Annotated in this window: 14 protein-coding genes; 8 read left to right on the top strand and 6 right to left on the bottom strand. The window is 48.1% G+C overall.

Features of this window, described 5'->3' with window-relative positions; all coding sequences use genetic code 11:
- Positions 1 to 4 precede the first annotated feature (4 nt).
- The 4 genes from B0180_RS04930 to B0180_RS04915 all read left to right on the top strand — a co-directional run bounded on the left by B0180_RS04930 (position 5) and on the right by B0180_RS04915 (position 3,979).
- On the top strand, positions 5 to 844 hold the full coding sequence (locus tag B0180_RS04930) for a J domain-containing protein (protein ID WP_078255949.1): 840 nt from the start codon (positions 5 to 7) through the stop codon (positions 842 to 844).
- A gap of 93 nt (positions 845 to 937) precedes the next feature.
- Positions 938 to 1,924, top strand: coding sequence for a YheT family hydrolase (locus tag B0180_RS04925; RefSeq protein ID WP_078255914.1), 987 nt, complete (start codon positions 938 to 940; stop codon positions 1,922 to 1,924).
- A 2-nt stretch (positions 1,925 to 1,926) separates the two neighbouring features.
- Positions 1,927 to 3,030, top strand: coding sequence for a metallophosphoesterase (locus tag B0180_RS04920; protein ID WP_167366920.1), 1,104 nt, complete (start codon positions 1,927 to 1,929; stop codon positions 3,028 to 3,030).
- Between the two features lie 94 nt (positions 3,031 to 3,124).
- A complete protein-coding gene (locus B0180_RS04915; RefSeq protein WP_143821276.1) occupies positions 3,125 to 3,979 on the top strand; it encodes an alpha/beta hydrolase family protein in 855 nt (284 codons plus the stop codon).
- Positions 3,980 to 4,096: 117 nt separating this feature from the next.
- Here B0180_RS04915 and dapB read toward each other — a convergent pair whose 3' ends face one another.
- Positions 4,097 to 4,894, bottom strand: a complete 798-nt coding sequence (dapB, locus tag B0180_RS04910) for a 4-hydroxy-tetrahydrodipicolinate reductase (protein WP_078255911.1) — start codon at positions 4,892 to 4,894, stop codon at positions 4,097 to 4,099.
- Positions 4,895 to 4,938: 44 nt separating this feature from the next.
- Positions 4,939 to 6,132 (bottom strand): PLP-dependent transferase, encoded by a 1,194-nt coding sequence (locus tag B0180_RS04905; protein WP_078255910.1) that lies wholly within the window; start codon positions 6,130 to 6,132, stop codon positions 4,939 to 4,941.
- 245 nt (positions 6,133 to 6,377) lie between these two features.
- On the opposite strand from B0180_RS04905, the gene B0180_RS04900 reads away from it, so the two are divergent.
- Positions 6,378 to 7,481 carry an RNA-guided endonuclease InsQ/TnpB family protein gene (locus B0180_RS04900; RefSeq protein WP_078255909.1) on the top strand — a complete coding sequence of 368 codons (1,104 nt, stop codon included), beginning with the start codon at positions 6,378 to 6,380 and terminating at the stop codon, positions 7,479 to 7,481.
- Positions 7,482 to 7,494: 13 nt separating this feature from the next.
- Here B0180_RS04900 and B0180_RS04895 read toward each other — a convergent pair whose 3' ends face one another.
- From B0180_RS04895 to B0180_RS04880, 4 genes are all read right to left on the bottom strand, one after another.
- Positions 7,495 to 8,442 carry a bile acid:sodium symporter family protein gene (locus tag B0180_RS04895; RefSeq protein WP_078255948.1) on the bottom strand — a complete coding sequence of 316 codons (948 nt, stop codon included), beginning with the start codon at positions 8,440 to 8,442 and terminating at the stop codon, positions 7,495 to 7,497.
- Between the two features lie 143 nt (positions 8,443 to 8,585).
- On the bottom strand, positions 8,586 to 9,743 hold the full coding sequence (gene dnaJ, locus B0180_RS04890) for a molecular chaperone DnaJ (RefSeq protein ID WP_078255908.1): 1,158 nt from the start codon (positions 9,741 to 9,743) through the stop codon (positions 8,586 to 8,588).
- Positions 9,744 to 9,953: 210 nt separating this feature from the next.
- Positions 9,954 to 10,943: a thioredoxin fold domain-containing protein gene (locus B0180_RS04885; protein WP_078255907.1), complete on the bottom strand. Its 990-nt coding sequence runs from the start codon at positions 10,941 to 10,943 to the stop codon at positions 9,954 to 9,956.
- 17 nt (positions 10,944 to 10,960) lie between these two features.
- On the bottom strand, positions 10,961 to 11,665 hold the full coding sequence (locus B0180_RS04880; protein WP_049238036.1) for a pseudouridine synthase: 705 nt from the start codon (positions 11,663 to 11,665) through the stop codon (positions 10,961 to 10,963).
- A gap of 162 nt (positions 11,666 to 11,827) precedes the next feature.
- On the opposite strand from B0180_RS04880, the gene B0180_RS04875 reads away from it, so the two are divergent.
- From B0180_RS04875 to B0180_RS04865, 3 genes are all read left to right on the top strand, one after another.
- A complete protein-coding gene (locus B0180_RS04875; RefSeq protein ID WP_078255947.1) occupies positions 11,828 to 12,418 on the top strand; it encodes a YigZ family protein in 591 nt (196 codons plus the stop codon).
- 414 nt (positions 12,419 to 12,832) lie between these two features.
- Positions 12,833 to 13,159 carry a TraR/DksA family transcriptional regulator gene (locus tag B0180_RS04870; RefSeq protein WP_078255906.1) on the top strand — a complete coding sequence of 109 codons (327 nt, stop codon included), beginning with the start codon at positions 12,833 to 12,835 and terminating at the stop codon, positions 13,157 to 13,159.
- The gene (locus B0180_RS04865) at positions 13,159 to 14,055 is read left to right on the top strand and encodes a pseudouridine synthase (RefSeq protein WP_078255905.1); all 897 of its coding nucleotides are present in this window, start codon (positions 13,159 to 13,161) and stop codon (positions 14,053 to 14,055) included. Before B0180_RS04870 ends, B0180_RS04865 begins: the two co-directional genes overlap by 1 nt.
- The last annotated feature ends 92 nt before the right edge of the window (positions 14,056 to 14,147 follow it).

Raw genomic sequence — 14,147 nt, 5'->3', positions numbered from 1 at the left:
CATCATGAAAGGGGTGTATAGTCAGGATTATTATCGCTTACTTGGCGTGGCTGATGATGCCGATACCGCTGCCATTAAGCGCGCTTATCGCCAACAAATCGCGCGTCATCACCCTGACCGTCAGGCGGATTCAGATGAGGATATGGTACGCCAGCTAAACACCGCCTACGCTGTTTTAAAAGATGACAAAGCGCGCCGTCAGTACGACAGACAGCTGCCAAGAATTCGCCAAAAGCAGTGGCTATCACAGCAGCGCGCTAGATTTTCTGAGGTTAGGCATGAGTTTGGGCATCTTGCCAATGCCGCACTGGTGAATTTTGGTAAGCGAAAATTTGACCGCATTATCTTTGATGCGCATCGCACCAAGCACATGGATCAACTGGCGCAGCGAGCAGCAGCGCACTTTGGGCGCGTATGGCAAAGGTTTGCTGATGCGCCTGTTAAGATTGGCTATGACACAACCTGTGCCATCGGTCTGCATACGGTGTATGACGGTGGTGAGGTATTGATCGATTGGCAGGGCACGCACTTTAAGGCAGTCCTGCCATCAGGGCTTAGCGATGGTGATATCATCACCGTTGAGTGTCATGGGTCGCCGGTGCGCGTCGGTATCCAGACCAAGCCTGTGAGTATTTATGTTAAAAGCTTGGATGTTAATTATGTGATTTTTTTGAGCCCTAAGCAGGCAGCAGAGGGCTCTGCCATTGAGCTGCCAGAGCCCATTGACCTGACGCTGACAATCCCGCCCAATGGCACATACCCTGCCAAGATCGTGCTAAGCAACCAAGGACTTCGGCAGGCGACAGGCGTAGGAGATGTCATCGTGCATTTAAGCATCGCCTAGCTTCCTTTGCTGTCTGATGGGATGCTTTATTTAGGCAATACTCTTAATTTCGTCCTTGATAAATGGACCATTGATATATCATTTGAGTGTTTTATGACCGTACAATTTTCAAAAACTGATTTTTTGCCACCACTTTGGCTTAGAAATGCGCACTTACAGACCATCTTACCGCGCTATGTCGCCAAAAATATGCCCAAGTATGAGCGCGCACTGATCAAAGATTCGCTCGCTCAAAGCGATGTGGCGTTCGATTATGTGATGGCTGATGAGCAAAAGGGCGCGGATGGCAGGGACACCACGCCCATTGTGGTGTTGTTTCATGGTATGGAAGGCTCAAGCCAAAGCCACTATGCACGCACATTGGCAAGTCATATCCATGCCAAAGGATGGCATTTTGTGGTGGCGCATTTTCGCTCTTGTGGCGGGGTGGCGGTATCAGGCAAGGTATTTTATAATGCCGGAGATACCGCTGAATTGTCGCATTATTTACAAGTATTACAACAAAAATTTACCACAATTTATGCCATCGGCGTGTCACTTGGCGGTAATGCCTTGGCAAAATACATGGGCGAATACGGCGTGGATGCCATCCCAAAGCGTGCTGTCGTCGTGTCTGCACCTGTGGATTTGGCGAGTGCGTCGATTGCTATGGAGCGCTTACTTGGGCGGCACATCTACACCCCTTATCTGCTCAATCCCATCATCAAAAAAGCGTTAGACAATCGGCTGAGTAGCGAGGAGATCACAGCGCTTAAGTCTGCCAAGCGCATGGCTGATTTTGATAATGTATTCACCGCGCCGCGTCACGGCTTTCGCTCAAAAAATGACTATTATCGACAAGCTTCTGCGCTGCCTCATCTGCGCCATATACAGTACCCGACCTTGATCATCACCGCCAAAGACGACCCATTTTTGGGCGTGACAGCAGAGCCGACGGATGTCTCAGAAGATGTGGTGCTACTAGATACGCCCCATGGCGGACACATTGGCTTTGTTGATTATGATTATCAAAAAAGACAGTTTGATTTGGGATTTATACCGCGTACAGCACTTGAGTTTTTCGGCTATCATAAGGGATGATGATGCGAATTGTATTTTTAACGACCATTGTAATTTTGCTTCAGGTCTTTACCTATCTTGCCGCGCGTGGTTTGGGATGGTGGCTGTCTTTATCACCCAAGCCGCGCCGCCGTCTGATGATTGCCTGTTTTGCAATCAGCAATCTGTTTTTGGTGGGATTGTTTATTGGGATTTTTCGCCTGACGATCGGATATTTAGCGGTGTTATGGGTATTGATGATGGCGATGGCGGTGGGTTTGGGCGTGTATTGCCTGCTCAAGGCACTAAAAAAACCTGCCGATCGCCCCACAAAAATCATCACGCCACTGGTGTTCATTGGACTGATACTGTCAGGGGTTTATCATGCTTACACCCCGACAGTCAAATATCTATCTTTGACTTTGGATAAGCCCATGCCAACTGATGTGCGCATTGCGCTGGTGAGTGATTTGCACCTGGGGGCGATGGTGGGCAGTCGGCAGCTTGATAAGCTTGCCAAATTGCTCAAAGATGAGCATGTCGATGTCCTGCTGATGCCTGGCGATATCATGGATGATGATGTCATTTATTATCACCAAGAAGGCATGGAGAGCCATTTTGCTGATGTGGTGGCCAGCGCCCCGGCGGCGGTGTCATCTTTGGGGAATCATGACATTTATCGTGCGCACGCCCAAGACGATATCATCCAAGCCATACAGCAGGCAGGCTCGATCCTACTGGATGATAAAGTGACGACCATCACCGTCTCAAAAGAGGGTCTAAGCACGCCTCTAACCATCATCGGGCGCATCGACGATCATGATAAAAGCAGGGCAACGACGGCAGAGTTGGTGGCGATGGCAGATGTCAGCCATCCTGTGATTTTGCTCGATCATCGCCCAAGTCAGCTTGAGACCAATAGCCGTTTGCCGATTGATTTGCAGCTTTCGGGGCATACGCACCGAGGACAGGTGTTCCCTGCCAATTTGATCGTCGCTGCCATCAATCGCATTGGATATGGTTATGACAAAGTGGGTGATATGCACGCAGTGGTGACATCAGGCTATGGGTTTTGGGGCGTGCCGCTTAGAATCGGCTCTCAAGCTGAGATTTGGATCATTGACTTAGCAGGTCAATCATCGCCCTAGATTTTAATAAATAACTTGTCATAATAAACTGACTGGATGGATTAACCTTGGTGAATCAATGGATTGATGGATCAGCGGACGGATGGAAAAAATAATGCAAAAGATCACATTTACTGCCAAAGATGGCTATGCTTTGGGTGGCACGTTTTTTAATGGATCAGGGGGCTTAACCCAACCCTATCCTGTACTGATCGCTCCTGCCACGGGCATTAAGCAAGGGTTTTATTATGCTTTTGCTGAGCATCTGAGCGCCCAAGGCTATAATGTGCTTTGCTTTGATTTTCGGGGTATTGGTGCGTCTTTACACGGTGCGCTTAAGGACAGTCAGGCAAGCATTGACGATTGGGGCGTGTATGATTTGCCTGCGGCGATTGATCAGCTGACCGATATGACCGGTGCCGAGCAGGTCGCGATCATCGGACACAGTGCCGGCGCACAGCTTTTGGGCGTTGCACATAATTATCACAAAGTCGCGCGCTTGATCAGTGTTGCAGGCTCAACAGGCTATGTGCCTAAGCTCAGCGGACGCACCAAGCTTTTGGCGCCTTTGATGTTTGAAGTACTGTTTCGGGTGTCAAGTCGCACGCTTGGCTATGGCGCGACCAAAATCATCGGCATGGGTGAAAACTTACCCAAACATGTCGCTCGCCAATGGCGCGAGTTTTGTAACACCGGTCAATACATCAAATATTCTATCGGCAAAACCATCTTTGATGACTATCATGACAAGATCAGCTGCCCGATCCATGCCTTTTATGCCACGGATGATGAGATTGCGACCCGTGAGAATGTGCATGATTTTTTTGCCTTATACCCGCACGCTCAAGTACACTATCACGAACTTCATCCTGCCGACTATGGTTTTGATGAGATCGGTCACATGAATCTATTTAGACGTTCTTATCAGAGGCTGTGGCTGCTGCTGGTTGATGCACTCAGTGAAGACTGACAGATAGGCTAAGTTAATCACTCACGCTGATGCCGCCGCTGCCAGCGTTTAAACAAAAAGCCAAGAAATTCTTGGCTTTTTTATTAGCTACAAATTAGTTAAATCTGGTTTTTAGACCTATTTAAGTCCTAAGACATCTTGCATGTCATACAGACCCGCAGGCTGATCTGCTGCCCACAGTGCAGCTCTTACCGCGCCTGTGGCAAATGTGGTGCGGCTTTGTGCCTTGTGGGTGATTTCGATGATTTCACCATCCATGATAAATTCCACAGTGTGTTCGCCGACAATTTCTCCGCCGCGCACAGCATGGATGCCGATATCGCCCGCTTGGCGCTTGGCGGCACCTTCACGACCATAGACGGCAGTATTATTCAGCGTTTGTCCGCGTGCTTCGGCGACAGCGCGCGCCATCATCAAGGCAGTGCCTGATGGCGCATCGATTTTGTGCTTATGGTGGTGCTCGATGATCTCGACATCGGCATCTAGCCCCAGTACGCGTGCGGTAGTGGCAAGCAAATTAAGCGACAGATTGACACCAGTTGAGTAGTTGCCTGCATAGACGATGGCAATGTGTTTGGCGGCGTCCTTGAGCTTGGCTTCTTGGTCATCACTAAGACCTGTCACGCCCATCACGAGCGGAATTTTGTGCGTAACGCACTGATCGAGTACGTCATCCAAAGCTTCGGGCAAACTAAAATCAATCATCGCCCCTAAGCCTGCAGCATCCAATGTGGAGAGTGCGATGCCTGATTTATCGGCACCAATAAACTCACCAGCATCCACGCCGATCAAACTTGAGATGCTGCGCACATAAGCCCCGCCAAGCTCAGTTTTTGGGTGGGTCATGGCTGCTTCGATGAGCATCCGCCCCATGCGCCCTGATGCTCCCATGATGCCAATTTTAAGCTTACTCATAACGATGTCCTTGTTTGGATGATAATTAATTGATTATAGCAAGGTTATTTTGATTTTTCATCATAATTTAAGCTCCCCAAAGCTGCCTTGATGTCATCGATCAGATCCTTGGGTGCTTCAAGTCCAACACAAAACCGCACCACATAGCGACCTTGTAGATGCAAGCTTGGCAGAGTGCGTATCTTAGTCAGATCGTACAGCATGACCAAACTTGTTGCGCTGCCCCAGCTAAAGCCCAATTTAAATATCTTAAGAGCATCACAAAAACGGCAAACATCCGCCCAAGAGTAGCGCTCATCAAAAACCACGCTCACCAAGCCTGCCGATAGCCCAGTTGGGCAGTTTTGTTGCCAAAAGTGGTGACCCAAAGTATCAGGATTGGCAGGATGAAGCACTTGAGCAAAAGCAGGCTCATCTTTTAGGTGTGCCATCAGCTCAATGGCGCTTTTGCTTTGTGTTTCGTAGCGTAAGGCTAAGGTGGGCAGGCTACGATAAACACGCGCGCAGTCATCACCTGAGACGCTAAAGCCCAAGACGGCATGCATACGCAGCAGCTGCTTGTGCAGAGCCTTATCTTGGGTTACGATGCTGCCCATCAAGACATCACCACCACCGCTAGGATATTTGGTCAATGCATGAACACAAATATCCACAGACGCGCCATCAAGATCAAATGGCGAATAAGCCAGCCCCGCGCCCCAAGTGCTGTCCAAAGCGATGCAGACATGATGCTCTTTGGCGATCTTGATCAGTCCTTGTAAGTCAGGAAATTCAAGCGTCACAGACCCCGCCGCCTCAAGCCATATCAGCTTACAAGCAGGCGTGGGCTGAAAGCTTTTGGCATCCAGTGGGTCGTATATTTTGATCACCACGCCGTAGCGTTTTTGAAGTTCGCGCAGATGCTCAAGATTGGGGCTGTACATATTTTCAGTGACCCACACCTCATCACCTTGCCCAAGCAGCGCTGTGTTCACCAATACGATGGCAGCAAGACCGCTGGGCGCTAAAAGCGCATGATTACCGCCCTCAAGCCTTGCCATCTGATCCGCCAGTAGATAAGTCGTGGGCGTGCCATGCGTGCCATAGCTATAATCATAGCGATCACTCCAGTGTCTTTGAAACAGCGCCTGAGTATTATCAAAGAGGATCGTTGATGCGCGGTACACAGGTGGCTGCAGGCTGTTGATTTGTATGGGTGCTAGACGGGGATCGTGAATGAGCTGAGTATGTTTGTCCATGGATAAGCCTTTATACAGATTAATCATCAGATTCAGCGATTGTAAAGGTTGCGCGTGGTGCTGTCAAATGCCAAACCAAAGTATTATTTTTATCACCAAAAAGCCCCGAGCGTGTCGGGGCGGCTTATCGAGTTTTAATAAGTTTATCCATCACCGCCTTATATCCACCGACTTTAGGCGGTGGATATCAGGCGGTAAATCTCACTTTTTATTCTCTTAGCTTAATAAAATGATATAATAAACCCATGAAAACACTCAAGCTACGCATACGAGACAAACACACAGACCAACTAAACCACCTAAGCGGTTTAGTCAATTTCGTGTGGAATTATGTCAATGACTTGGGTTATAAATATTTACAGCGCACAGGCAAATTCTTATCTGCCTATGATTTAAACGACTACACCAAAGGCAGTGGTGAGCTACTAGGCTTACATTCTCAAACCATTCAAGCCATCAATGAAATACACGCCAAATCGCGTCGCCAATTTAAAAAAGCTAAGCTTAAGTGGCGAACCAACAACCCTAAATCTAAGCACAAATCATTGGGCTGGATACCGTTTAAACAATCCGCCATCAAACACCTAGCGACACGACAAAGCGGTAAAAAAGGCTTAAAATCCACCTTGCAACTATCCCTAGCCAAAGGACAAAAGCTAGTCATTGACCTATGGGATAGCGACAACCTATCACTATATCAAATCAACACTTGCGAAATTGTCCAAGACAGCCGTCACCGTTGGTATGCGTGTCTCACCGTCAAGAACTATCCAAAACAAACTTGTGGCACAGGTTCGGTTGGTATTGATCTTGGCTTAAAAGACAGTGCCACTACCTCAAACGGGGATAAACTGCATATTAAGCAAACGCTTAAATACGCCAAAGAGTTAGCCATTGCCCAAAGAGCCAAAAACAAACAGCGTATCAAGGCTATCCATGCCAAAATCAAAAATACACGGCAAGACCTCATCCACAAATTCACCACCCAATTAGTCAAGGATAACGCCCTAATCGTGGTCGGTGATGTGAAAACCACCCAATTTAACAGTAAAAAAGGCAAACTCGCCAAATCGGTTTACGATGCAGGTTGGTTTGAATTAAAACGACAACTGGAATACAAATGTCAGCAGACAGGCTGTCGCTTGGAAATCGTATCAGAGCGATACACTACCCAAACTTGTTCATGCTGTGGCGATATGTCCAGTAGTCCGAAAGGTAGAGCAGGTTTGCGAATCAGAGAATGGACTTGTGCAAAGTGTGGCACATGGCATGATAGAGATATTAATGCCGCTAAGAACATTCTTGCGGTCGGGCTTGACCGTCTAGCTGTAGGAATCCCCGCACTTTAGGGCGGGGAGGAAGTCAATTGGAGGTTTTATCATCATTCATGCGACTAAAAATCATCGCCAAGATGGGTCCAGAAATATTATGCCAAAAGCTAAAAATCGCGCTCGGCACCGCAATAAATGGATTCATCTTAAAGTGTACGGCAGCCAGTGCTGCGCCCAAGCCTGAATTTTGCATGCCCACTTCAATGGCGATCGCCTTACTGTCGTAGATGGGCAGCCTAAAGAGTTTGGCGGCAGCATAGCCCACCAAATAGCCAAATCCATTATGCAGCGCCACCACAAAAAAGATAAACAAACCAGACTCAATGATGCGATCTTTACTCACCGCTACGACCGCCGCGACGATGAGCACGATCGCGATGACAGAGATCAAAGGCATGGTTTGATTCACGCTTTGGACTTTTTGTTTGAATACCGAGCGGATGATCAGCCCAATAAAAACTGGCAAAAGTACCATTTTTAGTACAGAAACAAACATACCGCCTGCATCGACTTGCAGCCATTGACTGGCAAATAAATAAAACACAGCCGGCGTTAAAACGGGCGCTAAAAGTGTCGAGAGTGTCGTACAAGCAACCGATAAAGCGGTATTACCCTTGGCAAGAAATGTCATGACATTTGACGAAGTGCCACCCGGGCAGCAGCCGACCAAGATCACACCGATCGCCAAGTCAGGCGGCAGCCTAAATGCCTGCACCAACAAAAAGGCAATCACAGGCATCACGACATATTGAGCGATGACGCCGATTATGACCGCTTTGGGATTTTTGGTGACTTCTCCAAAGTCCTTGAAAGTTAAGGTCAAGCCCATGCCTAGCATGACGATGCCGAGCAGATACGGAATCCACGGCACAAACTGCTTAAACACATCAGGAAACTGCGCAGCAATCAGCGCAAAAACCACCACCCAAACGGCAAATGTCCTACTGACAAAGTTGGTGAGTTTTAATAATCCATCCATAAAAAATGCTCCAAATGTCACAGCCACTATACAAAAAAGTTTGGTTTTAAGATTTTTTGCATCATAAATGTTATCAATCAAGCTGTCAAATCTAAAGCACAAAAAAGCCCCGAATGATCGGAGCTTTCCTAAATTACCAATATTTAGTCAAATAAGTCTTTGACATCATCTTTGATTTTATCAAAAAATCCTTTTTTCTTAGATTCGCTGCTGTTTTCGGTGCTGAGCGTGCCTTGGAGCTGACGCAGCAGGTCTTTTTGTTCGCCCGTCAAATTCACTGGGGTTTGGACGACGATACGGCAAATCAAATCGCCTTGCATCCGCCCTTGAACGGTAGTAACGCCTTTACCGCGTACGCGCAATAGCTTGCCCGACTGCGTACCCTCAGCGATTTTGATTTTCACTTTACCATCCAAAGTTGGGATTTCGATTTCATCACCCAGCGCCGCTGACACCATCGAAATCGGCACATCCATATGTAGATCTGCACCATTTCTGGTGAAAGTTTCGTGCGGTTTTACGCGCACTTCGACATACAAATCGCCATTTGGCATCCCTTGGTCGCCTGCCTCGCCTTTGCCAGCCAAGCGTACGCGGTCGCCATCATCCACGCCGGCAGGGATAGACACTTCAAGCGTTTGCTGCTTCATTTTTTTGCCTTCGCCGTGGCAGTCAGGGCAAGGGTTTTTGATCTGTTTACCTGTACCATGACAGTCCGGACAGGTCTGCTGCATCACAAAGAATCCTTGCTGCATACGCACTTGACCTTGACCATGACAGGTGCTACAAGTCACGATGTCGCTGTCCTTGACCGCGCCTTTGCCATGGCAGGTATCACAAGTGACGCTGGTTTGGTAAGTGATTTGTTTTTTGCAGCCCTTGACCGCTTCTTCGAGCGTTAGGGTGATGTTGTACAATAAATTGGCGCCTTGACGAGCCTGTCTGCGTGAGCTACCACCCCCAAAACCGCCAAAGCCTGCACCACCGCCAAACGCCTGACCAAAGATGTCGCCAAAGATGTCATTAAAATCACCCCCGCTAAAACCGCCGCCACCAAAGCCGCCTGCGCCCATGCCTTGCTCATAGGCATCATGTCCCATGCGATCATAGGTGGCGCGCTTTTCAGCATCGCTCAGCGTTTCGTATGCCTTGGTGGCTTCCTTGAGCTTTTCTTCGGCTTCAGGATTGTCGGGGTTGCGGTCAGGGTGATATTTCATCGCAATTTTACGAAACGCCTTTTTAATTTCTTTTTCGTCGGCGGAGCGATCGACACCCAAAATGCTATAAAAATCTTTACTCATGTCAACATCCATAAAAAATACAAAAATATGCCTAAATATGGAGTTGCCAAGCTGATTTATCAAGCTGTAACATTAAAAAAAGCACAAAATCCCATCAATTGCCATCAAATCAACCACTACAGTCGCAAAACGGCATCAGGATGTTTCACATGAAACATCCTGACTGATACTTAGATCATCGAAGCTAATATAACTGCTGCCGAGCATGAATTACTCAAGCGATAAAAATTCGTAAATTTCATGGTTGGTCAAATCACCCATAAACAGCCTGCCTTGAGCATCAAAAACGGCAGGCGTCCCCATGATGGCAAGTGGTAGTGCTTGCTTTTGAGTAGCAAAAAGGGTGCTTTGGCTGCTTTGGCAAGCAGAGCGAGCGCTTAAAGTCATGCCTTTCATGGCGGCGGACAATAAGACGGCACGCTTGGCATTGTTTTGCTCGCACCAAATTTGCTGCATGGGCTTCAAAGACTCATCATAGATGGGGTAGCCGATGATTTTGACCGTGATGCCGCGGATATTCAGCTCATCGATGCGCTCGTGTAACACTTTACAATAAGGGCAGTTGATATCACTGGCGATATACAACACGGATTTTTGTGCAGTTTTGGCAGGGTAGATGGTCAGATGCGTATCGTTGAGTGTGCTAAAGACATGGCGATTTTTCGCTGCTTCGAACATGGGGCTGTGCTCAATGAACTGACCGTTTTTGAGGCTCGCCATCGCACCATCCATCAGATACCGCCCATCGCCAGTGATCAAAAATGTGGTGTCGCCCATGCCTGAGATGCCCCAAAGCACCCCTTGGATGCCAGTATGATAAAAGGCGGCGTCCTGCATGTCGTTCATGGCGCTCAAGTTGTTTAATAAAGCGGTGCGGTGCGCGTCGCTGATGGGTGTGCCCATGGCAAGGGGCTTTTGGATATGATGATCAATGGGCGTGATGGGGCTTGGGTTGGGACTTGGCGTGCCTTGAATGATATAGTCTAGCCCATCGCTGATCAGCAGATGATTACCATCTGCCAAAGTGATCTGATGAAAGCCTAAGGCAGGGCTTGGCTCGATGGCAGTGATCGGCGTTGTCAGTCCTAAATGGGTAAGCTTTGATCTGATGGCGTCATGGGTATCAAGCGTGTTGGCAGATGCGCTTAAGCTTAAGGGTAAGCTGAACACCAAAGCCAACACACAAACAATCAGTTTCATAAATCTTATAGTAATTCTTAAAATTGAGCGATCTCATCAGCAGTCAAGAAGCGGCATTCGCCCATCTCAAGCCCATCTAGGCAGATATCGCCAATACTTGCGCGGTGCAGTTCGATGACTTTATTACCAAAATATGCCATCATGCGCTTGACTTGATGATATTTGCCTTCGGTGAGAATGAGCACCGCGTGCGTCTCATCAATGAACGACAGCTCAGCAGGACGAGTTTTTTCGGTTTCGCCTTCTAATAAGATACCGTTTGCCACTTGCTTGATGGCGTGCGCTTGGGCATCTGCATCCATCGGATCGGCAAGGGTCAGCTCATAGCGCTTGGGCTGATGGCGCTTGGGACTGGTAACGCGGTGTAGCCACGCCCCGTCATCTGACAGCAGCAGTGCGCCTGTGGTGTCCACATCAAGTCGCCCTGCGATACGAAGCGCTGCCACTTCAGGCACCGCGATCAAATCAGTGACGATCGGATACTCTTTGGGCTTAAGCGTGCACTCAAAGCCATCCGGCTTATACAATAAAATATAGCGATTACCATCAGCGACGCTTAACGGCTCGCCTGCCCACAGCACTTCATCATTTGTCAAATCAATGTGATGGCTTGAGTCTTTGATGATGACATCATTGACGGTAATCTCGCCGGCATGGAGCACTTTTTTGGCGTCTTTGCGCGACAGCTCCGTGGCTTTACTCAAAAATTTATCCAAACGCATAATCGGTCTCAGAAATTATTCCTATAAATTACCCCAATTTTAGCACAGTTTGCTTGGGTGATTTGTAGTTTTGATGTTGGGTGAGATGGCTTGATGATGTACAAAATTGTGCAAATTGCCAAAATGTGGGAAAATGACCCCATTCATCATGGAAAATATCAAGTGACTTATCAAACCCCAAGCGCCCCTTGTGAAGCGCTGTATGAAATCAAAAAAAGCGAATTTTTGGCTTTTGCTTATCCGATTAGCACGCGCGAGTCGGCGATGGCATATGTGCAGGAGCTGCGCGCTCGCTATCCTGATGCACGCCACCACTGCTATGGCTACATCCTAGGCGATCCGCATAACACCACCAGTGCAGGCTTTGATGATGATGGCGAGCCCAATGGAACGGCGGGCAGACCGATTTTAGCTGTCTTGCAGCACAAAGGCATCGGCAACTGCATCATCATCGTGGTGCGCTATTTTGGGGGTATCAAGCTTGGGGCGGGTGGGCTGACGCGCGCTTATGCGACTGCTGCACAGATGGCAGTAGATGCCATGACGCTTGAAACATTCTTACCCAAAGCGTCGATCAAGCTTCAGACCACATTTGCGCACGAAGCACAGCTTCGCTATCTGATCGCTAAAGCCGGTGGCGAGATCTTGCAGGTTGATTATGATGCCAATGTCCGCATCACCGCTGAGCTTGAAAGTGGCGCTTTGGCGGCTTTTGTGGAAAGTTTGGGAGTTTATGCGACGGTTGAAGATTAGACTTTAGCCTTAAAAATTTAGAATATCAAGCCGCACATAGCAAAAACCACAAGCCGAAACTTGTGGTTTTTTAGTGCAATCATTGCATATTTCCCTATGGTCGTCCTTGTAACAGCCATGCTATCCGTCGCAGTGGTACTTACCTGTACCCATTTCCTGTGCTGTTGGATGTATTATGTCAAAGCTGACTATACAAAAATAGTGGCAAATGTCATCAATCCATGTAAGAAATATCGTACAAACCACAGCGATAAAAATTGGTCTCATTGGCTTTGGCGAGACTTAATTCACGCGCTACCACGCAATGCTGAACCCACTCAAATAAAAACGATAAAGAGCATAAATCGGTATTGCCTTTTTTGAATAATTCATGAATAATGAAAATAAACAAAACTCTAAAAAACAGGAGGCATTATGCAAAATATCGACACTTATAAAGACGCCTTATTAACCCTAAAAGCAGAATACCAAGCGCGCATTGATAAAATCAGTGATCACATCGCTCACCCCCAAGATCAGATGCAGCAGCACTGGGATGACCAAGCCGTCGCCGCCAGTCGTGATGAGATGCGTAAGGCGCTGTTGATCGAAGCTGAACAAGGTTTAGTGTATGTCAATGCCGCACTGCGTCGCATCGAAGAAGGCGAATATGGCACCTGCATCGAATGTGGTGAGCTGATCAATGAAAATCGCCTAAAAGCGGTACCCTATACGGCATACTGTATCGAACACGCGCGCTGATGATGCGTGATGGCGTCTCACCAAGCCAGCTATATCTGCCAAAGAGTGCCGCTCAGCCTGCGACCATTTTTGAGTATGTGTACTCAAAGTTTCCGCATGTTGGCTTGGCTGTTTGGCAAGCCAGATTTGAAGATGGCTTGGTCACCGACTCCCAAGGCATCGCCCTTAGGATAGATAGTCCGTATCGGCATGGCGAGACCATCAGCTATTATCGGCATCTGCCTGATGAGACGGTGGTGCCTTTTGAGCATCATATCATTTATGAAAATCAAGATCTGATGGTGGTGGATAAGCCGCATTTTTTGACGGTGGCGCCGGCAGGACGCTATGTCCAGCAGACGCTCTTGACTCGCTTAAAGCGCATAACAGCCAATGGCGATCTGTCGCCTGTGCATCGTTTGGATCGAGAGACGGCAGGGCTGATACTATTTACCAAGACCAGTGGCGCACGCCGGCTGTATCAGTCGCTGTTTGCCACGCAGCAGATCACTAAGGTGTATCATGCCATTGCGCCCATGACGCAGGCGCACCGATTTCCTTTGGCGATCGAGTTACATCTTGAGCGCGGCGAGCCTTTTTATACCATGGCGGTGGGTAAAGGTGCGCCAAACACGCACACCGATATGGATGTCTTGGCTGTCAGTGACGATGGCAAATGGGCAAAATATGAGCTGCGACCCACCACAGGCAAGCTGCATCAGCTCAGAGTGCATCTGAATCATTTGGGCATCCCTATCGCTCATGACAGCTATTATCCTTGTGTGGTGCATCGCGCGGAAGATGACTTTGATCACCCTTTGCAGCTGCTTGCCAAGCGTCTGTCATTCACCGATCCGATCACTCATGAGCCAATGTCATTTGAATCAAGCTTTGAGCTGGATTTTTCGAAAGTGTAAGTTTAAAGGCATTGCCAAGCGCAGAGATCTTAGTGCGCTAGGTTATGCCATCCAGTCAAAGTTGGTTTGACAAACAATTTGTGCACAGTTAT

Source organism: Moraxella canis (genome assembly GCF_002014965.1).
In the GTDB taxonomy this organism is placed as follows: Bacteria; Pseudomonadota; Gammaproteobacteria; order Pseudomonadales; family Moraxellaceae; genus Moraxella; species Moraxella canis.
Note: the sequence above shows the minus strand (reverse complement) of the source record. Positions and strands in the feature narration are given on the sequence as shown.

Excerpts from the sequence above, each read along its gene's own strand:
- B0180_RS04930 (WP_078255949.1), top strand. The coding sequence starts at position 5 with ATGAAAGGGGTGTATAGTCAGGATTATTATCGCTTACTTGGCGTGGCT.
- B0180_RS04925 (WP_078255914.1), top strand. The coding sequence starts at position 938 with ATGACCGTACAATTTTCAAAAACTGATTTTTTGCCACCACTTTGGCTT.
- B0180_RS04920 (WP_167366920.1), top strand. The coding sequence starts at position 1,927 with ATGCGAATTGTATTTTTAACGACCATTGTAATTTTGCTTCAGGTCTTT.
- B0180_RS04915 (WP_143821276.1), top strand. The coding sequence starts at position 3,125 with ATGCAAAAGATCACATTTACTGCCAAAGATGGCTATGCTTTGGGTGGC.
- dapB (WP_078255911.1), bottom strand. The coding sequence starts at position 4,894 with ATGAGTAAGCTTAAAATTGGCATCATGGGAGCATCAGGGCGCATGGGG.
- B0180_RS04905 (WP_078255910.1), bottom strand. The coding sequence starts at position 6,132 with ATGGACAAACATACTCAGCTCATTCACGATCCCCGTCTAGCACCCATA.
- B0180_RS04900 (WP_078255909.1), top strand. The coding sequence starts at position 6,378 with ATGAAAACACTCAAGCTACGCATACGAGACAAACACACAGACCAACTA.
- B0180_RS04895 (WP_078255948.1), bottom strand. The coding sequence starts at position 8,442 with ATGGATGGATTATTAAAACTCACCAACTTTGTCAGTAGGACATTTGCC.
- dnaJ (WP_078255908.1), bottom strand. The coding sequence starts at position 9,743 with ATGAGTAAAGATTTTTATAGCATTTTGGGTGTCGATCGCTCCGCCGAC.
- B0180_RS04885 (WP_078255907.1), bottom strand. The coding sequence starts at position 10,943 with ATGAAACTGATTGTTTGTGTGTTGGCTTTGGTGTTCAGCTTACCCTTA.
- B0180_RS04880 (WP_049238036.1), bottom strand. The coding sequence starts at position 11,665 with ATGCGTTTGGATAAATTTTTGAGTAAAGCCACGGAGCTGTCGCGCAAA.
- B0180_RS04870 (WP_078255906.1), top strand. The coding sequence starts at position 12,833 with ATGCAAAATATCGACACTTATAAAGACGCCTTATTAACCCTAAAAGCA.
- B0180_RS04865 (WP_078255905.1), top strand. The coding sequence starts at position 13,159 with ATGATGCGTGATGGCGTCTCACCAAGCCAGCTATATCTGCCAAAGAGT.